10 protein-coding genes are annotated in these 25,319 nt (G+C 61.4%); 6 read left to right on the forward strand and 4 right to left on the reverse strand.

Annotated elements, in window-relative coordinates:
• Positions 1–106: 106 nt before the first annotated feature.
• The 5 genes from ACOY6C_RS07825 (at position 107) to ACOY6C_RS07845 (ending at position 2,828) form a co-directional block, all read left to right on the forward strand.
• On the forward strand, positions 107–559 hold the full coding sequence (locus ACOY6C_RS07825) for a CopD family protein (RefSeq protein ID WP_420904919.1): 453 nt from the start codon (positions 107–109) through the stop codon (positions 557–559).
• Positions 556–1,155, forward strand: coding sequence for a hypothetical protein (locus tag ACOY6C_RS07830; protein ID WP_420904920.1), 600 nt, complete (start codon positions 556–558; stop codon positions 1,153–1,155). Before ACOY6C_RS07825 ends, ACOY6C_RS07830 begins: the two co-directional genes overlap by 4 nt.
• Before the next feature lie 304 nt (positions 1,156–1,459).
• Positions 1,460–1,726 carry a hypothetical protein gene (locus tag ACOY6C_RS07835; RefSeq protein WP_420904921.1) on the forward strand — a complete coding sequence of 89 codons (267 nt, stop codon included), beginning with the start codon at positions 1,460–1,462 and terminating at the stop codon, positions 1,724–1,726.
• Between the two features lie 158 nt (positions 1,727–1,884).
• Positions 1,885–2,271, forward strand: a complete 387-nt coding sequence (locus ACOY6C_RS07840; protein WP_420904922.1) for a hypothetical protein — start codon at positions 1,885–1,887, stop codon at positions 2,269–2,271.
• 212 nt (positions 2,272–2,483) lie between these two features.
• On the forward strand, positions 2,484–2,828 hold the full coding sequence (locus ACOY6C_RS07845) for a hypothetical protein (RefSeq protein ID WP_420904923.1): 345 nt from the start codon (positions 2,484–2,486) through the stop codon (positions 2,826–2,828).
• Positions 2,829–2,834: 6 nt separating this feature from the next.
• Here the strand turns inward: ACOY6C_RS07845 and ACOY6C_RS07850 are convergent, their stop codons facing one another.
• Both ACOY6C_RS07850 and rfbA read right to left on the reverse strand, forming a co-directional pair.
• Entirely contained in the window at positions 2,835–3,293 is a 459-nt protein-coding gene (locus tag ACOY6C_RS07850; RefSeq protein ID WP_420904924.1) for a dTDP-4-dehydrorhamnose 3,5-epimerase family protein, read from the reverse strand.
• 10 nt (positions 3,294–3,303) lie between these two features.
• Positions 3,304–4,173, reverse strand: coding sequence for a glucose-1-phosphate thymidylyltransferase RfbA (rfbA, locus tag ACOY6C_RS07855; RefSeq protein WP_420906105.1), 870 nt, complete (start codon positions 4,171–4,173; stop codon positions 3,304–3,306).
• A gap of 393 nt (positions 4,174–4,566) precedes the next feature.
• Between rfbA and ACOY6C_RS07860 the strand changes: the two genes are divergently transcribed.
• The gene (locus ACOY6C_RS07860; protein WP_420904925.1) at positions 4,567–5,262 is read left to right on the forward strand and encodes a carbonic anhydrase; all 696 of its coding nucleotides are present in this window, start codon (positions 4,567–4,569) and stop codon (positions 5,260–5,262) included.
• A gap of 68 nt (positions 5,263–5,330) precedes the next feature.
• Here the strand turns inward: ACOY6C_RS07860 and ACOY6C_RS07865 are convergent, their stop codons facing one another.
• Together ACOY6C_RS07865 and ACOY6C_RS07870 are read right to left on the reverse strand one after the other, a co-directional pair.
• On the reverse strand, positions 5,331–6,122 hold the full coding sequence (locus ACOY6C_RS07865; RefSeq protein ID WP_420904926.1) for a hypothetical protein: 792 nt from the start codon (positions 6,120–6,122) through the stop codon (positions 5,331–5,333).
• Positions 6,123–6,582: 460 nt separating this feature from the next.
• Positions 6,583–25,023, reverse strand: coding sequence for a hypothetical protein (locus ACOY6C_RS07870; RefSeq protein WP_420904927.1), 18,441 nt, complete (start codon positions 25,021–25,023; stop codon positions 6,583–6,585).
• Positions 25,024–25,319: the final 296 nt, after the last annotated feature.

The raw sequence follows: 25,319 nt of genomic DNA on the forward strand, positions 1-25,319 counted from the left end.
GTCCTGAATCGTTACGATTTTTCAACGGTCCAAACCACACATTCCAAAAAATCCTGAATCCGATCCCACCCCACCCTTAACCGGCCATCAATCACCGACCACCACCATGCCCATCGCCCTGCTTCTTCATCTCCTGGCCGCGACCCTCTGGGTCGGCGGCATGTTCTTCGCCCTCTGGATCGTCCGCCCTGCCGCGCTTTCCCTGGAACTCCCGGCCCGCGTCGGACTCTGGTCCCGCATCCTCACCCGCTTCATGACCGTGGTCTGGGTCTGCGTCCTGCTCCTGCCACTCACCGGCTACTGGATGATCTTCCAGGGGTTCGGCGGCATGGCCAACGTCGCTCCCCACATCCACATCATGGAGGGAACCGGCTGGACCATGATCGCCATCTTCGGGGTCATCTTCTTCCGCGACTTCCGCGCCATGCGCCGCATGGAAAAAGAATGCCTCTTCCCCGAGGCCGGCCTCTACATCGAACGGTTGCGCAAACGGGTGCTCATCAACCTGATCCTCGGCCTGATCACCATCGCCGTCGCCGGAGCGGGCCGCTACTGGTGACTCATCCGCTCCAATCCATCACGCTGCTCGTCACCCGCGCACATTTCGACCCGCCCACGCCGGACGACTGGCAGAATCTCCCGAACAGCCGCCTCACCCCCCCCTGGCGGCTGAAACTTTTTTTCCTCCACCAGGCAGTCCACCTGGTCGATCGCCCGCTCTGGAACGCCTGGCTCGAAGCCGGTCACGAAGCCTCCTTCTGCGCCCACGATCACCAAACCCTGCACGGTCCTCCCCCCCTGCCCGGCATCCAGCCCGCCGGACTGGCCACCCTCGGACGCTGGATCCGGGAGAGCAGCCTGACCCTCTCCATCCCCAAGCTGACCTGGCCACGCCAACCCGGCACCCCTGGCCTCAAAAAAATCGCCATCCTCCTGAATGACCACAAAACCGATCACCGCCAATCCTTGCGACTGGCCGCCGGACTGGCCGGCTGCGACCACCCGATCACCCTGTTCCATGCCACCCCATCCCCCACCATCCCGCCAGACGCAACTCCGTATCACCAGGCACTGCTCGCCCTCGGCGCCCAATTTCGACCACTTTCATCAAGCGATAACATCCAAAGCAATCACGCAATCATCCTGACTCTTTAGAATCGCCCACGAAAACGCCTGCCACAGACCCAAGCCAACCCCACGGTCAACCCCCAATCCTCCGCCACGGAAATGGCTGCTCATGCAATCAAAAAATGCGTTACAATCCTTTACAATATAAACGACGTTTTACTAACAAGAAAATTTATCGGCAATTAATTTTTCCTTGCTTTTGCGATAAACTCCCCACTATCTTCGACCGATCTTCTATACAAGAGGGGAAGTCATCCTCACCCCCCTCACCATGAAGCTCCTGGGGAAATTCATGGTGGTAAGCGCAAACTTACAAAGGAAGGAGGCCGACATGAATCAAAACGCTCAACCGTTGGTAAGCAGTCGAGGCCTGATCATCCTGGGTGCCATGCTCATCATGGGATTTACCGTCCATGGCATCCTGGACAACCCTGGCGAGTTGATCCGCAACGACCTGCAATTCGGACCCGTCATCGCCGCCAGTCGCATCATCGTCCCCCTGTTCATCACCCTGGGGATCATCCATCTGCTGGCAAACGTCACCAAATGCAAGACCTGTGGCAAGATCCGCTTCTGGAGAAACCGTTCCTCCTCCTAAAAGCGCCCCTCGGATCAGGGCGCAATTCGATGATGACCGTGGGGCGCCCTTTCGGGCGTTCCACGATCGGGGGGCAAGGCGACATCCCCCATCCCGTCCATTTTCTCGGAGTGCGCCCCCTTCCGACCCTCTCCCGAAGATCCCTACGAACGCCCTCCATGTACGTCACCCCCGCACAAAAAAAAGCGCTCCAGACCATTCAGGAACGACGCGCCGTCAAACTGCATCTGGGCACACTCTCCTCGCTCAAGTCGCGAGGATGGATTCAACTGGCCCTCAACGACGCCCCCATGGCCATGGCGATCAGCTATGACCTGACCCAACTCGGTCAGCAGGCCCTCGACCCCCATACAACCTCCAAGGCCGCCAACAAAAAAGCCGCCAGCCCTATTGGTCTGGAGGCAGAAACCTGCGAGGAGTGCGGCGGTTCCGGTCGTCTTCTGGTCCTCGACGAGCAGGGCTTGTCCGACCCCTGCCCCTGGTGTCAGGGCAGCGGACGGATCTCCACCTTGCTCCCAACCCACACCTGGCACGATCTGGCCTGATCCGCCCTCCCGCGCGACACGCCCCCCCCCTGTCGGACTACCAACGGTTCGAACTGGCACGAAAAACGCTTGTCCGTGTTCGGCCATACCAGTATTCTGACAAAAGAAGACCATCGATGGCATCTGACTTGGCACGACGGGGAACACCCCTCACACCCGACCGTGGATCGCTCGAAGCGATACCACGCATGATCGGTTCGCGGAGATGACGCATGGAAGAAGAGACGAGTGGTGATGAAGGCGTCGAACGCTCCGAGGGATCCTCATCCAAAAAGGGTGGCGGAGGATCGGGTGGCGGCAACAAGGCCAAAATGATCTCGGTGGTGGTCGGCGTGGTGGTGCTGCTGGTGGCGATGATCCAGTTCACGCGCATGTCACAACGACAAATGCGCGTCCTGGAGTTGGAGATCATGCTGGAACAGGATCGCGCCCAAGAGGCATTCCGGGAAAAAGCCAAACAGAAACGCTACGATACCCGCGAAAACAACCGTCAAGCCGAGATGCTGGAGTCGCAGTTCAAACCCATAAATCAGACCGGGCATCCGCGCGCGCCCTGACCCGCCTCACCCCTCCTGATCCGGACTGGTCCCTAGCATCCAATCCCGTTCCCCGGCCTCGCCGGTGGATTTGCCGATCCACGCCGCCCGCTCGCTCGCCACCTGCAAATCGAATTGCATGCCGGGCGCAATCCAAACCTGCCGCATCCCCTGGGCGTCAATGCATCCACGCACGCTCACGCCATAGGTAGGCGAATCCGGACGAGCATCCTGGACGGTGACGCGCAACACCCCCTCGGTCACCCGCCACAACCAGCCCGCTCGCGACGCATCCGGCATGGACAGACTCTGGCCGGTCACGGCCCGGTATTGGCTCTCGTGGACAAAATCCACCGCCACGCCCACTCCGGCCTGAAAATCGCGCTGATTGAAACTCTCGAAGAAGAATCCTCGCGCATCGCCAAAAATCTGGGGATCGATCCACGCCACGCCGGGCAGGTCGGTTGTCGTCACTCGGATCGGCATGTCGGCAACTCTAACGCAACAGGTTCAACAGGTACTGGCCGTACCCGCTCTTGGCCAGCGGTTCGGCCAGAAGACGCAGTTCGTCGGGCCGGATCCAGCGGTTGAACAGGGCAATCTCCTCTGGACAGGCGACCATCAGCCCCTGACGATTCTGCAAGGTGGCGATGAAGCTGGCCGCGTCCAACAGGCTGTCATGGGTGCCGGTATCCAACCAGGCGTAGCCCCGTCCCAGGATCTCCACGGACAGCTCACCCTGCTCCAGATAGCGCCGGTTGACATCGGTGATCTCGAGTTCGCCACGCGCCGAAGGGCGGATCGAAGCGGCGATGTCGCACACCTGTTCGTCGTAAAAATAGAGTCCGGTCACCGCATGATGGCTTTTGGGCTGTTTGGGCTTCTCCTCGATGCTGATCGCCCGCCCCTCCGCGTCGAACGCCACCACGCCGTAGCGCTCCGGATCCTGGACCCGATAGGCGAACACCGACGCCCCATGCGTGCGCCCATGGGCATGCCGCAACTGCTTGACCAGATCGTGACCGTAGAAGATGTTGTCGCCAAGGACCAATGCGCTCGGCTGAGCGTCCACGAACTCACGACCGATGATGAAGGCCTGGGCCAGGCCATCCGGCGAGGGTTGCACCGCATACCGAATGGTCATCCCCCACTGCGAGCCATCCCCCAGCAACTCCTCGAAACGGGGGGTGTCCTGAGGCGTGGAGATGACCAGCACCTCGCGAATCCCCGCCAGCATCAGAGTGGTCAGGGGATAATAGATCATCGGCTTGTCGTAGACAGGCATCAACTGCTTGGAGATCGCGCGCGTCACCGGATAGAGCCGGGTTCCCGAACCTCCAGCCAGGATGATCCCCTTGCGTCGCACCTCGTCGGAATGTTTCTTGCCCATGCTTTTTGTTCACCCGCCATCCAAGATCGATTCCCGCACCAACCCAGGCATCCCCTCCAACCACCGGCTGACAGGCCGGCACCCAACCCAGGCATCTCCTCCAACCAGCGGCCCACATTCCCGCACCCAACCCAGGCATCCCCTCCAAACCACCGGCTCACATTAACGACGAGGTTGGATCATTTCAATGGATATTGTGTTTTACCCGCAAACAAAATACTCTGCTTGACATGCTCTGGATTCACCCTACCGAATCCGACACAACACTTGCATGATGGGGGGAACCCCTCACCCCTCCAACCGTTTTACTCCCCAAGAGTCAAGCGGGAAAATGCCATACCAACCTGTAACGACCTGGAGAAAACCATTATGTGTGAGAAACTCTGTTCCCGTCGCGACATGCTCGCGGGCATGGCCGTTGGTTTGGGCGCCCTCTCCCTGCCCCAACTCGCCTTGGCCGGCGGCAAGGGGCCCGGCATGACCCCGGAGGAGGCCCTGAAACTCCTCAAGGAAGGGCACGCCCGTTTCCTGGCCGGCAAGGCGGAACGTCCCAATCTCACCCCGGCGCGCATTGCCGAAACCTTCTCCAAGGGGCAGGCGCCCTTCGTGACGATCATCTCCTGTTCCGACTCCCGCGTGCCGGTGGAGCATATCTTCGATCGCGGCATCGGGGATCTGTTCGTGATTCGCGTGGCGGGCAACGTGGCCGACACCGATGAGATCGGCACCGCCGAATACGGTGCCGGCCATCTGTACACGCCGTTGATCCTGGTGCTGGGCCACACCAAGTGCGGCGCGGTCACGGCGGTGGTCGAAGGGGCCAAGGTGGATGGCAGCATCCCGAAACTGGTGGACAACATCATTCCCGCCGCCGAGCGCGCCAAGGCCAAGGGACTCAAGGGCGAAGAACTGATTCAGGATGCGATCCGCGAAAACGTCAGCCAGTCGATCCAGGATCTTTTGGCCAACAGCCAGGAACTGTCCCATCTGCGCCACGAAGGCAAGGTGAAGATGGTGGGCGCGGTCTATCACATCGACAACGGCACCCTGGAGTGGCTCTCCTGAGGCATCCCCTGCCCCGTTGCCGGAAAGGACAACGGGGCAACCTCACCCCATGCCGTAACGACGCATCATCACGCCGGATCGCCGGACCCCTCGGCCAAATCCCGACGCCACTCTTCCATACGCTCCATCACCCTCTCCACCGCCTGCCCCGGCCCTTCCAGGGCCAACACCAGCGCACCTTCGCAATCATCCACCCCGCCGCGTGCCACCGGTGTCGCCTTCACCAACCCTTGCGACAGGATCGACACCGCTTCGACTTCGGTGATGACCGTGGCCGATCCGGCCAGAATCGGCATATAGCCGACCGGCGTGCCCATGACGCGGCTGGTGCGACCCTGACCGGTCAATCGGCAGACCGTCGCCACGGAGGGGATCAGTTTGGACAACGAAACCGGGATGATCAACTGCCCGCCACGCGCCATGAGAATCGCCATGGCCGCGCCGATGGTGCCCCCGGTGGGCGAGGCCATGAGCACCGCGACGTTCCCCGCCGGATCGATGGCGTTGGCCCCCTTGATGTAGATGTCACCGGCTTCGAACCTCTCCAGAAGCGGCGCCGGCCAACCGCGTGACACCTGGCCATTTTCGAACAGAAACGGTCCCGGTCCGCGCCCCTCCCTGGGGGTTTCGCCCAACAAACCATCCCGGATCCAGCCGACCGCGAAGGCATCGCGGCCCGGATCGGCGCCGGTCAGGGCCGTCACCACATGACGTGTGGTGGTCCCGCCGACAATCACCATGCGCCCTTGCGTCAGCCGGGCGCGCACCTCGGACAGGCTGGCCACCGCCTGACCGATCCAGGCCCGACATTCGCCGGGTCGCATCACCGCGATGGCGGTCTCTCGTGTATCGTTGTGCATGCTTGCCTCGCACGTCTCTCCGGTCGTCATCCCATGCCGATGCCCTCCGAAAGGTCACCGGGAACCTTACCCGTGGAACTCCCGCCAGGAAGGTCCACGGGTAAGGAGATTCTCCCCCCATCATGCAAGTTACAGCGCCTCACTATAAACATGGGGATCGTACAGGTAAAGAGACAGCCGTGACATGGACGGTCTCAGGCGCGCCCCAACAGGAGCGTGGATGGCTGATTGAAAAAGGCAGGCACCAGACAAGGCAGACAGCCCCCCCGAAACTCCCAAACACGGCGTTCCGGGGGGCAATCGGATTCTCAGAGGCTGTTGGGTGATTCCCACCATGGAGTCACCCAACAAGCACGGTTGAAAAGACTCGAACCGTGCCTGGACAAATGGCTGCGCAATTTGGCGGGCCATCCATGGCCCGCGTCGGCTGTTTGTGTTTGGCCTTTGCCAAACAACCTCATCACACCCGTTCGATCCGCTCGATCCCCTCGAAGGCGATCTGACTGCCATCCCACAAGGTGATCACCCCCGAGGCATCCCCGGAATCGAACTCGATCGCACCGCCGGTGACCACATGGTAATCGGCATGGGTCTCCAGGGTCCAATCCCCGACATTGGCCAGATGGGTGCTCGGCGCGGCATTGACCCCTTCCAGACGCACGGCATCGGTCCAGCCTGCGCCGATTCCGCCCTGCACCGACTCGCTGCCCCCGCCGGCCCGCAGGATGAAGATGTCGTTGCCATCCCCACCGGTCATCACATCGTTGCCCGCGCCACCGTCGAGGATGTCGTTGCCGGCCCCGCCGGCCAGGATATCGTTGCCATCCCCGCCGGTCAGGGTGTCGTTGCCATCCCCACCCTGGAGATTGTCGATCCCGGCACCACCGGCCAGGGTGTCGTCCCCGGTTCCGCCCTGCAACAGATCGTTGCCATCCCCACCCTGGAGATTGTCGTTGCCGGCATCGCCTTGCAACCAGTCGTTGCCATCCCCGCCGTTCAGGGTGTCGTTGCCATCCCCGCCCTGCAACACGTCGTTGCCCGCGCCGCCGTTCAGGGTGTCGTCCCCGGTTCCGCCCTGCAACACGTCGTTGCCATCCCCACCGTTCAGGGTGTCGTTGCCGGCCAGACCCGACTGCCAGTCATTGCCCGTGGTACCGTTCAGGGTGTCGGCATTGGTGGTTCCGGAGACCATCTTCTTGGTGACAATGGCATCGATGGATTGCAGTTCACTGGCGGCCCCGTCCGATCCCATCACCTGGAAACTGACCGTGTGGTTGCCATCCTTGGTGGCCGTCAGGCTCACCGACTCGAGCAGCGATTCATAAGTGGCCAGGGACTCCTTGCCGCTCATGGTCCAGGTAGTCACCGAGCCACTGGTGGAACTGGCAAGCTGAATGTTCAGGCCGGAGATCTGCCAAACGTTCGTCGAAACCGGAATCAAGGTGTAGCCGGACAGGGAAAGCGTATCACCGGACTGGATGCCGTTGATGTTCATCACCGCGCCGAACAGATGGGTGCTGTCGATGTCGGTGATGGTGATGTCCGGGGCAACCTTGAAGGTCACGCCGCCGCTCGACGGCAGGGCGCCGAAGCTGCTCGGCGCGTTGATCGCCAGGGACGAGGCGTCGTCCACCGCATTGACCTGAACGCTTAACGTATCGACCACATCGGCGGATACCGAGCCGGTGTAAGGATCGATCGAATGGACCGCCACGCCGAGATTCAACGTGCCGTTGAAGTTGGCGGGCGGGGTGATCGTCAAATCGGTCAGATCCCCTTCGGCCAGACTCCAGGTGCCATCGCCGTTGTCGGTGCCATGAGAGAGCGTCGCGCCGGTCGGAACCCCGGAGATGGTGATCGCGAGCGATTCCGAACCATCGATGTCCGTGGTTCTGGCCGCGATGCTCAAGGCGATGCCGGACTCCTCGTTGCCGGTGGCATCGAGAACCGTGATCACCGGTTCGTCGGCGACCGAGGCGAACGCAACGTTGAACTGCGCCGACACCTGGGCCAGATCGAAGTTGTCGTTCTCCATGGTGAAGGCGGTCGCGGTCAGATTGAGTCCTCCGGACCAGTCCACCGGCATGGCCAGACTCAGATGGGTCAGCTCACCCGCCGTAAAGGTCCAGGAGCCATCCCCGTTGTCCGTGCCAACCACCAGACCGGTGGTGCTGTCGAAAAAGACTCCGTTCCCGGCCCCGGCGATCACCACCGACAGGTTCTCCGAGCCGTCCACATCGGTCAACGCCGCCACCAGACCGGTCATCGGCAACACCATATCCTCGGCGCCGGTCAGATCCGTCACCTGCAACTGGGCGGTATCGGCCACGGCGTTCACATCCACCTGAACATTGGCCGAAAAAAGCACCTCACTCCCGCCGATCTCGCCGCCCGCGATGCTGAACGTGAGGGTAAAGTCCTGATGCGCGTTCGGCGGCGGGGTGACGGTGAGTCCCGGCACATCCCAGGCGATCGGGTCGCCGTGTTCGTTGGTGGCGGTCACGGCGAGGTTGGCCTGAGGAATGACCCAGGTTCCCGCTTGCGCACCGGCGGAACCGATGCTCAGGACCGCGCCCGCCGGCAGGCCCGACACCAGCAACGCGCCTGCGGAGAGCTGCTCCGAACCGTCGGAGTCCGGCAGGCTGATCGACACCCCCATCTGAATGGCCGAATCCTCGTCGCCGCTGACGTTGGAAACCTGGATCACCGGTCCATCGCTCACGGCGTCGATATGCACGGCCACGCTCTTGGTCTCGATGAGCTTGTCGCCACCATTGAGTTCCGTGGAGATCGCCTTGAGCTGGAAGGTGAGATCCCCGCTGAAATTCTCCGGCGGGGTCAGGGTCATCTGACCGATGGTGTCGGCGGTGAAGACCAGATCGCCGGTCAACGGATGAATCATACCTCCACCAATGGTCACCCCCTCGGGCAGGGAGTCCGGATCGATCACGAAGGACATGGTTTCCGAGCCATCGGCATCGATCAGCGCCGCAGAGAGATTCAGCGCCATGCTGGTATCCTCGACCCCGTTGCCCGCCCCCTGGGTCAGGATGATCCCTTCGGCATGAACATCCGCATTACCACCCCCGCCGCCACCTCCACCGTTGCCGGTATAATCGACATGGAAGGTGCGTGCCGCGTCGGTATTCACATCGCCGTCGTTCTCGCTGGTCACCACGGTCACGGTCAAATCGAACGAACCGCTCGTCGAACTGCCAGGCGTGCGGATCGCCAGACCGTTCATGTCGTCCGACTGCACGATCCAAGAACCGTCCCCGGCGTTGATGCCGGCCATCTCCCAGCCACCCGAACCGTTCGGCTTCATCAACACCACGCCATCCGGCACCCCGGAAAGCACGTAGGAAGCGCTCTCCGAGCCATCGGTGTCGAGCATGTCGAAATTGATCGACAACGGAATCGGTTCAGCGGCGGCACCCGAGACATCCCCGACCAACAGGTTCTCCACCCCGTCGGCCACGCCGACCAGATCGATATTCATCGTGCGGGTGGTGGTTTCGCTCACCGCGCCGTCGGTAACGGTAACCGAAACCTGCACGTCGAAATCGACGTTGGAGTTCTCGGCCATGCCGACCAGTTTCAATCCGCTGGTCTGGTTGGGATCGATCTGGTAGACCCCCTGAGCGTCGGGTCCGGAGATAATCCCGTCACCGGTCAGGGTAATGCCCGCCGGCAGACCGGAAACCGAAACCGCCGTGATATTCTCCGAACCGTCGTGATCGGTGGTGGCGATGCCCAGACTCAGCGGCACGCCGCCCACCGTATCCTCCAGACCGCCCCCATGGAGATTCAATGAAGGCGCATCCGGATCCGGGGTCACGGTGACGGTCATGGTGCGATCGGCCACCCACTTGTCGCCATCGTTCTCCGTGGTGACGATGCGCACATCCAGATTGAAACTGCCCGAAAAATCCCCCTTGGGAATAATCCGCAGCTCATCCAGATGGTTCGAATCCACCGCCCAGCGTCCCCCGCCGACATAGGAGATTCCACCCGAGGCGCTATCCGGCAACCAAAGCCGCGAGCCTTCCGGCAAATGACCGATGACGACCGAGAGTTTCTCCGAACCATCCACATCCGAAAGGGTCACCCCGGAGAGATCCAACTGCACCGAACCGTTCGGAACCCCGCCTCCGACCACCGCATCCTCGACGCCGCTGGCACTCAGCACGTTCGGGATGTGGGCGGCATCGGCATCGCCAATCACCCGCACGGTCTGGTTGATCACCGTGGTGGCATCATCCTGATTGGCGGCCTCGATCGACCGCGCGGTGACCTGCAAACTGAAGTCGGCGTTGGAGTCGTGCGGCGGCGTGATGGTCAGGCCGGTCAACTGCGCCGGAGTCAAGGTCCAGGTGCCATCGCCATTGTCGGTGCCCGCCGAAAGGGTCGCGCCGTTGGGTACGTTGGCAATGGTGATCACCAGACTCTCCGATCCGTCGGTATCCGAAAGAGCCGCAGAAAGATTCAACGCGATCGGCTTGTCCTCGGTCCCCATGGCCGTGCCACGGGTCAGAATCGGCGCATCGGCCACCGCGTCCACAGCCACGGTGAGATTGGCGGTCAACGAGGTGTTGCTGTTGTCGTTGTCGAGCACCTTGGCGGTCACGGAGAGGGAGATATCCCCGTCGCTGTCATGCGGCGGCTTGATCTCCAGACCGTTCAGATTCCAGGCGATCGCCTTGCCTCCGGCATTGGTCGCGGTGGTGGTCAACAAAGATTGCGGCACCGACCAGGTGGTCGTCCCGCCACTGGTCGAACCCTGGATCGACACGCCACCCACCCGCAGACTGGCACCCTGGGCATCCGGATCGTTGGAGGTGATCAACACGTCACCCATCAACTTTTCGGAGCCATCGGTATCGTTCAAGGCGATGCTGGCGTTCATCGGGATCCATTGATCCTCGTCGCCCCCCGCCGAACTCAACACGATGGTCGGCGAGTCGGCGATCGCCTTCACCGTCACCGCGCTGGAGGTCGAAGAGATCTTGGTGTTGCCGTTGGCGGCCTCGACGGTGGTCATGGAGACCGTGAGCGGGATATCCGTATCAGAATTGGACAACAACGTGGTGTTGAGTTTCAGGTTGTTGATGTGCCACGATGTTGGAACGCCACTGGTATAGGCCGTGGGCGACAGGGCAGCCTGGGCGATGGTGAACTTGCCCCCACCCAGATTCTGAACCCAGTTGCCCGGATCGCCGGTGATGCTCAACGTCGAGCCGGCGGGCAGCTTGGTGGCGTCGAACTGCAAGGTGACCACGCCCGAAAGACTTTCCGAACCATCCTTGTCCGACAGGCTGATATCCACATCCAGATCGAACGGTCCGACCTGATCTTCGTTCACGGTGGCGCCGGTGGTGCCGGAGAAGCTTGCGCCATCGGCCACCGCACCCAGATTGACCCCAAAAGTGACGGTCTGGTTGCTCGAAACGCTATCCACCGTGGTACCATTCTCGGCATAGTCGGTGGTATAGGCATTCGCGGTGATCTGCACGTTGCCATCGTAGTTGCTCGGCCCCTGGAAACGCACGTTGCCACTGGCGACATCGGTGCCGGAAACGGTATACCCGCCCTGTGCATCCTTGGTGACATTGGTCCAGGTGGTGCCCACCTTGACCTGCACGGCTCCCATGGTCTTGTCGAAGGTCAGACGATAGCTGATCTTCTCCGAACCATCGGCGTCGATCAGCGCGGAACTCAACTGCGGCGCGTTGACGCCGGAATTGAAGTAGACATAGCTGTCCTCCGAACCGATACCCGCCACGCCGGTCAGGTTCTGCACGCCATCGGCCACACCGATCAGGTCGATGTCGAGGATGCCCGTGGTCAGTTGGGTATCAACCCCATCCGTGGTCGTGACTTTGACCCCCAGTTGGAAATCAATGTTGGAGTTGGCCACGCCGGTCACGGTCAAACCCGGTACGTTCCAGGAGACCGGATGACCATCCTGGGAGCTTGCCACCTGCAACGCACTCTGAGGAATCACCCAGGTCTGACCCGATCCCGCCTCACCGATGTTGAAGCTCGTGCCCGCCGGCACACCCGTCAACACGATATCCCCGGTCACGATCTCGGAACCGTCGAGATCCTGCAAAGAGAAGGACAGATTGACCGGAATCGCCGTATCCTCGGATCCGGTCACCTGCGGAATGTTGAGGGTGACCAGATCCGCATCCGGATTGACCGTCACCGTGAATGAATCCGCGACCGAAGCGGTATCCCCGCCGTTGGCCTCGGTAGAGGTGGCGGTGACGGTCAGGGTGAAATCCACGTCGCTGTTGGCCGGCGGGGTGATTTTCAGGCCGGTCAACTGCGTTGGCGTCAAGGTCCAGGTGCCATCGTGATGATCGACACCGGCGGAAAGCATCGCACCGGTCGGGACGCCGGAAATGGTGATGGATAGGGACTCCGAGCCGTCGGTGTCCTTGAGGGCCGAGGTCAGATTCAAGGCGATCGGCTGATCTTCGGTGCCGATCGCATCGCTCAACACCAACGTCGGTTGGTCGGCATCGGCGGCGAGCGAAACATCGATCGTGCCCGTGCGCACCGCCGTATCGCCGTTCTCGGCTTCTGTCGAGGTTGCGGTGACGGTGAGTTGGAAGTCCACATCGCTGTTATTGGGAGGCGTGATCTCAAGACCGGTCAACTGATCCGGGGTCAGGGTCCAGGTGCCATCGCCGTTGTCGATACCAGCCGACAAGGCCGCACCATCCGGAACGCCACCGATGGTGATCGAGAGGGATTCGGAATTGTCCGTGTCGGTCAAGAGCGAGGAAATATTCAAGGCGATCGGCTGATCTTCGGTGCCGGTCGCATCGCTCAACACCAACGTCGGTTGGTCGGCATCCGCCGCCAGGCTGACATCGATTGTGCCCGTACGCACCGCCGTATCGCCGTTCTCGGCCTCGGTGGAAGTCGCGGTGACGGTGAGTTGGAAGTCCACATCGCTGTTGGCCGGCGGGGTGATCTCAAGGCCGGTCAACTGATCCGGGGTCAGGGTCCAGGTGCCATCGCCGTTGTCGATACCGGCAGAGAGCGCGGCACCGGTCGGCACGCCACCGATGGTGATCGAGAGGGATTCGGAATTGTCCGTGTCGGTCAAGAGCGAGGAAATATTCAAGGCGATCGGCTGATCTTCGGTGCCGGTCGCATCGCTCAACACCAACGTCGGTTGGTCGGCATCCGCCGCCAAACTGACATCGATGGTCCCAGTGCGCACCGCCGTATCGCCGTTCTCGGCCTCGGTGGAAGTCGCGGTGACGGTGAGTTGGAAGTCCACGTCGCTGTTGGCCGGCGGGGTGATCTCAAGGCCGGTCAACTGATCCGGGGTCAGTGTCCAGGTGCCATCGCCGTTGTCGATACCAGCCGACAAGGCCGCACCATCCGGCACGCCACCGATGGTGATCGAGAGGGATTCGGAATTGTCTGTGTCGGTCAAGAGCGAGGAAATATTCAAGGCGATCGGCTGATCTTCCGTGCCGGTCGCATCGCTCAACACCAACGTCGGTTGGTCGGCATCGGCGGCGAGCGAAACATCGATCGTTCCTGTGCGCACCGCCGTATCGCCGTTCTCGGCCTCGGTGGAAGTCGCGGTGACGGTGAGTTGGAAGTCCACGTCGCTGTTGGCCGGCGGGGTGATCTCAAGGCCGGTCAACTGATCCGGGGTCAGGGTCCAGGTGCCATCGCCGTTGTCGATACCGGCAGAGAGCGCGGCACCGGTCGGCACGCCACCGATGGTGATCGAGAGGGATTCGGAATTGTCTGTGTCGGTCAGCAGAGACGCGATGTTCAAGGCGATCGGCTGATCTTCCGTGCCCGAGGCATCCGAGAGAACCAACGTCGGTTGGTCGGCATCCGCCGCCAGGCTGACATCGATGGTCCCAGTGCGCACCGCCGTATCGCCGTTCTCGGCCTCGGTGGAAGTCGCGGTGACGGTGAGTTGGAAGTCCACGTCGCTGTTGGCCGGCGGGGTGATCTCAAGACCGGTCAACTGATCCGGGGTCAGGGTCCAGGTGCCATCGCCGTTGTCGATACCAGCCGACAAGGCCGCACCATCCGGAACGCCACCGATGGTGATCGAGAGGGATTCGGAATTATCCGTGTCGGTCAAGAGCGAGGAAATATTCAAGGCGATCGGCTGATCTTCCGTGCCGGTCGCATCGCTCAACACCAATGTCGGTTGGTCGGCATCCGCCGCCAAGCTGACATCGATGGTCCCAGTCCGCACCGCCGTATCGCCGTTCTCGGCTTCTGTCGAGGTCGCCGTGACGGTGAGTTGGAAGTCCACGTCGCTGTTGGCCGGAGGCGTGATCTCAAGGCCGGTCAACTGATCCGGGGTCAGGGTCCAGGTGCCATCGCCGTTGTCGATACCAGCCGACAAGGCCGCACCATCCGGAACGCCACCGATGGTGATCGAGAGGGATTCGGAATTATCCGTGTCGGTCAAGAGCGAGGAAATATTCAAGGCGATCGGCTGATCTTCCGTGCCGGTCGCATCGCTCAACACCAATGTCGGTTGGTCGGCATCCGCCGCCAGGCTGACATCGATGGTCCCAGTGCGCACCGCCGTATCGCCGTTCTCGGCTTCTGTCGAGGTCGCGGTGACGGTGAGTTGGAAGTCCACGTCGCTGTTGTTGGGAGGCGTAATCTCAAGGCCGGTCAACTGGTCCGGGGTCAAAGTCCAGGTGCCATCGCCGTTGTCGATACCGGCAGAGAGCGCCGCACCATCCGGAACGCCACCGATGGTGATCGAGAGGGATTCGGAATTGTCCGTGTCGGTCAAGAGCGAGGAAATATTCAAGGCGATCGGCTGATCTTCCGTGCCGGTCGCATCGCTCAACACCAATGTCGGTTGGTCGGCATCCGCCGCCAAGCTGACATCGATCGTGCCCGTGCGCACCGCCGTATCGCCGTTCTCGGCTTCTGTCGAGGTCGCCGTCACGGTGAGTTGGAAGTCCACGTCGCTGTTGGCCGGCGGGGTGATCTCAAGGCCGGTCAACTGATCCGGGGTCAGGGTCCAGGTGCCATCGCCGTTGTCGATACCGGCAGAGAGCGCCGCACCATCCGGAACACCACCGATGGTGATCGAGAGGGATTCGGAATTGTCCGTGTCGGTCAAGAGCGAGGAAATATTCAAGGCGATCGGCTGATCTTCCGTGCCGGTCGCATCGCTCAACACCAATGTCGGTTGGTCGGCATCCGCCGCCAAACTGACATCGATCGTGCCCGTGCGCACCGCCGTATCGCCGTTCTCGGCTTCTGTCGAGGTCGCCGTGACGGTGAGTTGGAAGTCCACGTCGCTGTTGTTGGGAGGCGTGATCTCAAGGCCGGTCAACTGATCCGGGGTCAGTGTCCAGGTGCCATCGCCGTTGTCGATACCGGCAGAGAGCGCCGCACCATCCGGAACGCCACCGATGGTGATCGAGAGGGATTCGGAATTATCCGTGTCGGTCAAGAGCGAGGAAATATTCAAGGCGATCGGCTGATCTTCCGTGCCGGTCGCATCGCTCAACACCAACGTCGGTTGGTCGGCATCCGCCGCCAAACTGACATCGATCGTGCCCGTGCGCACCGCCGTATCGCCGTTCTCGGCTTCTGTCGAGGTCGCCGTGACGGTGAGTTGGAAGTCCACGTCGCTGTTGTTGGGAGGCGTGATCTCAAGGCCGGTCAACTGATCCGGGGTCAGTGTCCAGGTGCCATCGCCGTTGTCGATACCAGCCGACAAGGCCGCACCATCCGGAACGCCACCGATGGTGATCGAGAGGGATTCGGAATTGTCTGTGTCGGTCAAGAGCGAGGAAATATTCAAGGCGATCGGCTGATCTTCCGTGCCGGTCGCATCGCTCAACACCAATGTCGGTTGGTCGGCATCCGCCGCCAAACTGACATCGATCGTGCCCGTGCGCACCGCCGTATCGCCGTTCTCGGCTTCTGTCGAGGTCGCCGTGACGGTGAGTTGGAAGTCCACGTCGCTGTTGTTGGGAGGCGTGATCTCAAGGCCGGTCAACTGATCCGGGGTCAGTGTCCAGGTGCCATCGCCGTTGTCGATACCGGCAGAGAGCGCCGCACCATCCGGAACGCCACCGATGGTGATCGAGAGGGATTCGGAATTATCCGTGTCGGTCAAGAGCGAGGAAATATTCAAGGCGATCGGCTGATCTTCCGTGCCGGTCGCATCGCTCAACACCAACGTCGGTTGGTCGGCATCCGCCGCCAAACTGACATCGATCGTGCCCGTGCGCACCGCCGTATCGCCGTTCTCGGCTTCTGTCGAGGTCGCCGTGACGGTGAGTTGGAAGTCCACGTCGCTGTTGTTGGGAGGCGTGATCTCAAGGCCGGTCAACTGATCCGGGGTCAGTGTCCAGGTGCCATCGCCGTTGTCGATACCAGCCGACAAGGCCGCACCATCCGGAACGCCACCGATGGTGATCGAGAGGGATTCGGAATTGTCTGTGTCGGTCAAGAGCGAGGAAATATTCAAGGCGATCGGCTGATCTTCCGTGCCGGTCGCATCGCTCAACACCAACGTCGGTTGGTCAGCATCCGCCGCCAGGCTGACATCGATCGTGCCCGTACGCACCGCCGTATCGCCGTTCTCGGCCTCCGTCGAGGTCGCCGTGACGGTGAGTTGGAAGTCCACGTCGCTGTTGGCCGGAGGCGTGATCTCAAGGCCGGTCAACTGATCCGGGGTCAGTGTCCAGGTGCCATCGCCGTTGTCGATACCAGCCGACAAGGCCGCACCATCCGGAACGCCACCGATGGTGATCGAGAGGGATTCGGAATTGTCCGTGTCGGTCAAGAGCGAGGAAATATTCAAGGCGATCGGCTGATCTTCCGTGCCGGTCGCATCGCTCAACACCAACGTCGGTTGGTCGGCATCGGCGGCGAGCGAAACATCGATCGTTCCTGTGCGCACCGCCGTATCGCCGTTCTCGGCTTCTGTCGAGGTCGCGGTGACGGTGAGTTGGAAGTCCACGTCGCTGTTGTTGGGAGGCGTAATCTCAAGGCCGGTCAACTGGTCCGGGGTCAAAGTCCAGGTGCCATCGCCGTTGTCGATACCGGCAGAGAGCGCCGCACCATCCGGAACGCCACCGATGGTGATCGAGAGGGATTCGGAATTGTCCGTGTCGGTCAAGAGCGAGGAAATATTCAAGGCGATCGGCTGATCTTCCGTGCCGGTCGCATCGCTCAACACCAATGTCGGTTGGTCGGCATCCGCCGCCAAGCTGACATCGATCGTGCCCGTGCGCACCGCCGTATCGCCGTTCTCGGCTTCTGTCGAGGTCGCCGTCACGGTGAGTTGGAAGTCCACGTCGCTGTTGGCCGGCGGGGTGATCTCAAGGCCGGTCAACTGATCCGGGGTCAGGGTCCAGGTGCCATCGCCGTTGTCGATACCGGCAGAGAGCGCCGCACCATCCGGAATACCACCGATGGTGATCGAGAGGGATTCGGAATTGTCCGTGTCGGTCAAGAGCGAGGAAATATTCAAGGCGATCGGCTGATCTTCCGTGCCGGTCGCATCGCTCAACACCAATGTCGGTTGGTCGGCATCCGCCGCCAAACTGACATCGATCGTGCCCGTGCGCACCGCCGTATCGCCGTTCTCGGCTTCTGTCGAGGTCGCCGTGACGGTGAGTTGGAAGTCCACGTCGCTGTTGTTGGGAGGCGTGATCTCAAGGCCGGTCAACTGATCCGGGGTCAGTGTCCAGGTGCCATCGCCGTTGTCGATACCGGCAGAGAGCGCCGCACCATCCGGAACGCCACCGATGGTGATCGAGAGGGATTCGGAATTATCCGTGTCGGTCAAGAGCGAGGAAATATTCAAGGCGATCGGCTGATCTTCCGTGCCGGTCGCATCGCTCAACACCAACGTCGGTTGGTCGGCATCCGCCGCCAAACTGACATCGATCGTGCCCGTGCGCACCGCCGTATCGCCGTTCTCGGCTTCTGTCGAGGTCGCCGTGACGGTGAGTTGGAAGTCCACGTCGCTGTTGTTGGGAGGCGTGATCTCAAGGCCGGTCAACTGATCCGGGGTCAGTGTCCAGGTGCCATCGCCGTTGTCGATACCAGCCGACAAGGCCGCACCATCCGGAACGCCACCGATGGTGATCGAGAGGGATTCGGAATTGTCTGTGTCGGTCAAGAGCGAGGAAATATTCAAGGCGATCGGCTGATCTTCCGTGCCGGTCGCATCGCTCAACACCAACGTCGGTTGGTCAGCATCCGCCGCCAGGCTGACATCGATCGTGCCCGTACGCACCGCCGTATCGCCGTTCTCGGCCTCCGTCGAGGTCGCCGTGACGGTGAGTTGGAAGTCCACGTCGCTGTTGGCCGGAGGCGTGATCTCAAGGCCGGTCAACTGATCCGGGGTCAGGGTCCAGGTGCCATCGCCGTTGTCGATACCGGCAGAGAGCGCCGCACCATCCGGAACGCCACCGATGGTGATCGAGAGGGATTCGGAATTGTCCGTGTCGGTCAAAAGCGACGAGATGTTCAAGGCGATCGGCTGATCTTCGGTGCCGGTCGCATCGCTCAACACCAACGTCGGTTGGTCGGCATCCGCCGCCAGGCTGACATCGATGGTCCCAGTGCGCACCGCCGTATCGCCGTTCTCGGCTTCTGTCGAGGTCGCCGTCACGGTGAGTTGGAAGTCCACGTCGCTGTTGGCCGGAGGCGTGATCTCAAGGCCGGTCAACTGATCCGGGGTCAGGGTCCAGGTGCCATCGCCGTTGTCGATACCAGCCGACAAGGCCGCACCATCCGGAACGCCACCGATGGTGATCGAGAGGGATTCGGAATTGTCCGTGTCGGTCAAGAGCGAGGCAATATTCAAGGCGATCGGCTGATCTTCGGTGCCGGTCGCATCGCTCAACACCAACGTCGGTTGGTCGGCATCGGCGGCGAGCGAAACATCGATCGTTCCTGTGCGCACCGCCGTATCGCCGTTCTCGGCCTCGGTGGAAGTCGCCGTGACGGTGAGTTGGAAGTCCACATCGCTGTTGGCCGGAGGCGTGATCTCAAGGCCGGCTAACTGATCCGGGGTCAGAGTCCAGGTGCCATCGCCGTTGTCGATACCAGCCGACAAGGCCGCACCATCCGGAACGCCACCGATGGTGATCGAGAGGGATTCGGAATTGTCCGTGTCGGTCAAGAGCGAGGAAATATTCAAGGCGATCGGCTGATCTTCGGTGCCGGTCGCATCGCTCAACACCAACGTCGGTTGGTCGGCATCCGCCGCCAAACTGACATCGATGGTCCCAGTGCGCACCGCCGTATCGCCGTTCTCGGCCTCGGTGGAAGTCGCGGTGACGGTGAGTTGGAAGTCCACATCGCTGTTGGCCGGCGGGGTGATCTCAAGGCCGGTCAACTGATCCGGGGTCAGGGTCCAGGTGCCATCGCCGTTGTCGATACCGGCAGAGAGCGCGGCACCGGTCGGCACGCCACCGATGGTGATCGAGAGGGATTCGGAATTGTCTGTGTCGGTCAGCAGAGACGCGATGTTCAAGGCGATCGGCTGATCTTCCGTGCCCGAGGCATCCGAGAGAACCAACGTCGGTTGGTCGGCATCCGCCGCCAGGCTGACATCGATGGTCCCAGTGCGCACCGCCGTATCGCCGTTCTCGGCCTCGGTGGAAGTCGCGGTGACGGTGAGTTGGAAGTCCACGTCGCTGTTGGCCGGCGGGGTGATCTCAAGACCGGTCAACTGATCCGGGGTCAGGGTCCAGGTGCCATCGCCGTTGTCGATACCAGCCGACAAGGCCGCACCATCCGGAACGCCACCGATGGTGATCGAGAGGGATTCGGAATTATCCGTGTCGGTCAAGAGCGAGGAAATATTCAAGGCGATCGGCTGATCTTCCGTGCCGGTCGCATCGCTCAACACCAATGTCGGTTGGTCGGCATCCGCCGCCAAGCTGACATCGATGGTCCCAGTCCGCACCGCCGTATCGCCGTTCTCGGCTTCTGTCGAGGTCGCCGTGACGGTGAGTTGGAAGTCCACATCGCTGTTGGCCGGCGGGGTGATCTCAAGGCCGGTCAACTGATCCGGGGTCAGGGTCCAGGTGCCATCGCCGTTGTCGATACCGGCAGAGAGCGCGGCACCGGTCGGCACGCCACCGATGGTGATCGAGAGGGATTCGGAATTGTCTGTGTCGGTCAGCAGAGACGCGATGTTCAAGGCGATCGGCTGATCTTCCGTGCCCGAGGCATCCGAGAGAACCAACGTCGGTTGGTCGGCATCCGCCGCCAGGCTGACATCGATGGTCCCAGTGCGCACCGCCGTATCGCCGTTCTCGGCCTCGGTGGAAGTCGCGGTGACGGTGAGTTGGAAGTCCACGTCGCTGTTGGCCGGCGGGGTGATCTCAAGACCGGTCAACTGATCCGGGGTCAGGGTCCAGGTGCCATCGCCGTTGTCGATACCAGCCGACAAGGCCGCACCATCCGGAACGCCACCGATGGTGATCGAGAGGGATTCGGAATTATCCGTGTCGGTCAAGAGCGAGGAAATATTCAAGGCGATCGGCTGATCTTCCGTGCCGGTCGCATCGCTCAACACCAATGTCGGTTGGTCGGCATCCGCCGCCAAGCTGACATCGATGGTCCCAGTCCGCACCGCCGTATCGCCGTTCTCGGCTTCTGTCGAGGTCGCCGTGACGGTGAGTTGGAAGTCCACGTCGCTGTTGGCCGGAGGCGTGATCTCAAGGCCGGTCAACTGATCCGGGGTCAGGGTCCAGGTGCCATCGCCGTTGTCGATACCAGCCGACAAGGCCGCACCATCCGGAACGCCACCGATGGTGATCGAGAGGGATTCGGAATTATCCGTGTCGGTCAAGAGCGAGGAAATATTCAAGGCGATCGGCTGATCTTCCGTGCCGGTCGCATCGCTCAACACCAATGTCGGTTGGTCGGCATCCGCCGCCAGGCTGACATCGATGGTCCCAGTGCGCACCGCCGTATCGCCGTTCTCGGCTTCTGTCGAGGTCGCGGTGACGGTGAGTTGGAAGTCCACGTCGCTGTTGTTGGGAGGCGTAATCTCAAGGCCGGTCAACTGGTCCGGGGTCAAAGTCCAGGTGCCATCGCCGTTGTCGATACCGGCAGAGAGCGCCGCACCATCCGGAACGCCACCGATGGTGATCGAGAGGGATTCGGAATTGTCCGTGTCGGTCAAGAGCGAGGAAATATTCAAGGCGATCGGCTGATCTTCCGTGCCGGTCGCATCGCTCAACACCAATGTCGGTTGGTCGGCATCCGCCGCCAAGCTGACATCGATCGTGCCCGTGCGCACCGCCGTATCGCCGTTCTCGGCTTCTGTCGAGGTCGCCGTCACGGTGAGTTGGAAGTCCACGTCGCTGTTGGCCGGCGGGGTGATCTCAAGGCCGGTCAACTGATCCGGGGTCAGGGTCCAGGTGCCATCGCCGTTGTCGATACCGGCAGAGAGCGCCGCACCATCCGGAACACCACCGATGGTGATCGAGAGGGATTCGGAATTGTCCGTGTCGGTCAAGAGCGAGGAAATATTCAAGGCGATCGGCTGATCTTCCGTGCCGGTCGCATCGCTCAACACCAACGTCGGTTGGTCGGCATCCGCCGCCAGGCTGACATCGATGGTCCCAGTGCGCACCGCCGTATCGCCGTTCTCGGCCTCGGTGGAAGTCGCGGTGACGGTGAGTTGGAAGTCCACGTCGCTGTTGGCCGGAGGCGTGATCTCAAGGCCGGTCAACTGATCCGGGGTCAGGGTCCAGGTGCCATCGCCGTTGTCGATACCAGCCGACAAGGCCGCACCATCCGGAACGCCACCGATGGTGATCGAGAGGGATTCGGAATTGTCCGTGTCGGTCAAGAGCGAGGAAATATTCAAGGCGATCGGCTGATCTTCCGTGCCGGTCGCATCGCTCAACACCAATGTCGGTTGGTCGGCATCCGCCGCCAAGCTGACATCGATCGTGCCCGTGCGCACCGCCGTATCGCCGTTCTCGGCTTCTGTCGAGGTCGCCGTCACGGTGAGTTGGAAGTCCACGTCGCTGTTGGCCGGCGGGGTGATCTCAAGGCCGGTCAACTGATCCGGGGTCAGGGTCCAGGTGCCATCGCCGTTGTCGATACCGGCAGAGAGCGCCGCACCATCCGGAACACCACCGATGGTGATCGAGAGGGATTCGGAATTGTCCGTGTCGGTCAAGAGCGAGGAAATATTCAAGGCGATCGGCTGATCTTCCGTGCCGGTCGCATCGCTCAACACCAACGTCGGTTGGTCGGCATCCGCCGCCAGGCTGACATCGATGGTCCCAGTGCGCACCGCCGTATCGCCGTTCTCGGCCTCGGTGGAAGTCGCGGTGACGGTGAGTTGGAAGTCCACGTCGCTGTTGGCCGGAGGCGTGATCTCAAGGCCGGTCAACTGATCCGGGGTCAGGGTCCAGGTGCCATCGCCGTTGTCGATACCAGCCGACAAGGCCGCACCATCCGGAACGCCACCGATGGTGATCGAGAGGGATTCGGAATTGTCCGTGTCGGTCAAGAGCGAGGAAATATTCAAGGCGATCGGCTGATCTTCGGTGCCGGTCGCATCGCTCAACACCAACGTCGGTTGGTCGGCATCCGCCGCCAGGCTGACATCGATGGTCCCAGTGCGCACCGCCGTATCGCCGTTCTCGGCCTCGGTGGAAGTCGCGGTGACGGTGAGTTGGAAGTCCACGTCGCTGTTGGCCGGAGGCGTGATCTCAAGGCCGGTCAACTGATCCGGGGTCAGGGTCCAGGTGCCATCGCCGTTGTCGATACCGGCAGAGAGCGCGGCACCGGTCGGCACGCCACCAATCACGATCGAGAGGGATTCGGAACCATCCGTATCCGTCAGCAGAGACGAGATGTTCAAGGCGATCGGCTGATCTTCCGTACCGGTCGCATCGCTCAACACCAACGTCGGTTGGTCGGCATCGGCAGCGAGCGAAACATCGATCGTGCCCGTGCGCACCGCCGTATCGCCGTTCTCGGCCTCGGTAGAAATCGCAGTAACGGTGAGTTGGAAGTCCACGTCGCTGTTGGCCGGCGGGGTGATCTCAAGGCCGGTCAACTGATCCGGGGTCAGGGTCCAGGTGCCATCGCCGTTGTCGATACCAGCCGACAAGGCCGCACCATCCGGAACGCCACCAATGGTGATCGAGAGGGATTCGGAATTGTCCGTGTCGGTCAAAAGCGACGAGATGTTCAAGGCGATCGGCTGATCTTCGGTGCCGGTCGCATCGCTCAACACCAACGTCGGTTGGTCGGCATCCGCCGCCAAACTGACATCGATCGTGCCAGTGCGCACCGCCGTATCGCCGTTCTCGGCTTCTGTCGAGGTTGCGGTGACGGTGAGTTGGAAGTCCACGTCGCTGTTGGCCGGCGGGGTGATCTCAAGGCCGGTCAACTGATCCGGGGTCAGTGTCCAGGTGCCATCGCCGTTGTCGATACCAGCCGACAAGGACGCACCATCCGGCACGCCACCAATGGTGATCGAGAGGGATTCGGAATTGTCCGTGTCGGTCAAGAGCGAGGCAATATTCAAGGCGATCGGCTGATCTTCGGTGCCGGTCGCATCGCTCAACACCAACGTCGGTTGGTCGGCATCCGCCGCCAGGCTGACATCGATGGTCCCAGTGCGCACCGCCGTATCGCCGTTCTCGGCCTCGGTGGAAGTCGCCGTGACGGTGAGTTGGAAGTCCACATCGCTGTTGGCCGGAGGCGTGATCTCAAGGCCGGTCAACTGATCCGGGGTCAGTGTCCAGGTGCCATCGCCGTTGTCGATACCAGCCGACAAGGCCGCACCATCCGGAACGCCACCGATGGTGATCGAGAGGGATTCGGAATTGTCCGTGTCGGTCAAGAGCGAGGAAATATTCAAGGCGATCGGCTGATCTTCGGTGCCGGAAACATCCGAAACAGCCAATGTTGGCTGGTCGGCATCGGCTTGAACCTCCACATTCACGGTTTGAGTGGTGGTAGAGGTCTCGCCGGTTTGCGGTTCGGTGACCACGCTGCGCACGGTCAGCGAAAAATCCACATCCGAGTTTTCCGGCGGGGACAGCACCAGATCCTTCAGATCCTCGACCCGCAACTCCCAGCGCCCATCGCCCAGATCCTCACCGGCGGACAGGGTGGCACCCTCCGGGACGCCTTCGATGTAAACCTTCACCGTCTCGCTGGAGTCGGTCTGGTTGACTTCGATGTTCAGCGGTATGCCACTGTCCTCCTGGCCCACGACATCGGAGGTCTCCATGGTGATGCCATCCAGACGCGCCACGGTCTGGACATCATCAATCGGACCGGGTTCTTTCTCGGGTTCGGGGATTTTTTCTTCTGGAGAAGAGGTGCCGGTATCCGGTTTTTCGGTGACCTCCGGGGCGGGAGGTGGGGCGACGACCACCGGGGGCGCGACCTCGACGGAGGGAATATCGGGCTGATCGTTCGCTCCCGCCGAATTCGCGGCGGGAGTGTTCCGTTCCTGGGTATTCGCGGCGTCAGGTGCGGTCTGAGGCGTGGCGGACTGACCAGACACGTCAGTCTCGACACGAATCCCGGTGTCGCCGGACTGGGACTCCTGACCGGTGGCGGATTGATCGGGACGTTGGGACTGTTCCCGTTCGGCAGGGGCATCCTCGTTTTCAGAGGGCTTGGACTCTTCTGCGACCGATCCCGACTGGGCGATGGCCTGTTCGATATCCTTTCGGCTTCCCATCTGCACGCTACCCATCACCACCATCTGCTCGGCAAGCGTGTCGGACTGTTCGTTGGGATTCTCCTCGGCGGACAGGTCAACGCTCTTCACGTCCTGAAGAACGGTCATGTCATCGAGATTTTGACGATCCTCCTCGATGCCGATTTCATCCTTTTCGTTTTGCTGATTGTCAGACATGGCCGCACCCGCTTGGTTAACGTGACCGGAAACTGGCATGATGGATAGATCCCCCCTCACCCCACCTGTAACTTGCATGATGGGTACCATGGACTTCCCTTCGGAAGTTCCACGCTAAATCACTTTGCAAGTTCTTCAAACAAAAAAAATTTCTCCTTATTGTTAATATACATTCATACCGCTTGAATTGGCTAGAGAAAAAAGCTATCCTAGATCATAAGTGATAGAGAAGTTGGTTTGTAAAAGCTTGCCAATCTTGATATACCTGCAATGCAATTCTGACGGAAAGAATATTT

This window comes from Candidatus Magnetaquiglobus chichijimensis (genome assembly GCF_045865675.1).
Lineage (GTDB): Bacteria > Pseudomonadota > Magnetococcia > Magnetococcales > Magnetaquicoccaceae > Magnetaquiglobus > Magnetaquiglobus chichijimensis.

What these genes read in the sequence shown, in the direction of transcription:
- ACOY6C_RS07825 (WP_420904919.1), top strand. Translation starts at nt 107, where the DNA reads ATGCCCATCGCCCTGCTTCTTCATCTCCTGGCCGCGACCCTCTGGGTC.
- ACOY6C_RS07835 (WP_420904921.1), top strand. Translation starts at nt 1,460, where the DNA reads ATGAATCAAAACGCTCAACCGTTGGTAAGCAGTCGAGGCCTGATCATC.
- ACOY6C_RS07840 (WP_420904922.1), top strand. Translation starts at nt 1,885, where the DNA reads ATGTACGTCACCCCCGCACAAAAAAAAGCGCTCCAGACCATTCAGGAA.
- ACOY6C_RS07845 (WP_420904923.1), top strand. Translation starts at nt 2,484, where the DNA reads ATGGAAGAAGAGACGAGTGGTGATGAAGGCGTCGAACGCTCCGAGGGA.
- ACOY6C_RS07850 (WP_420904924.1), bottom strand. Translation starts at nt 3,293, where the DNA reads ATGCCGATCCGAGTGACGACAACCGACCTGCCCGGCGTGGCGTGGATC.
- ACOY6C_RS07860 (WP_420904925.1), top strand. Translation starts at nt 4,567, where the DNA reads ATGTGTGAGAAACTCTGTTCCCGTCGCGACATGCTCGCGGGCATGGCC.
- ACOY6C_RS07865 (WP_420904926.1), bottom strand. Translation starts at nt 6,122, where the DNA reads ATGCACAACGATACACGAGAGACCGCCATCGCGGTGATGCGACCCGGC.
- ACOY6C_RS07870 (WP_420904927.1), bottom strand. Translation starts at nt 25,023, where the DNA reads ATGTCTGACAATCAGCAAAACGAAAAGGATGAAATCGGCATCGAGGAG.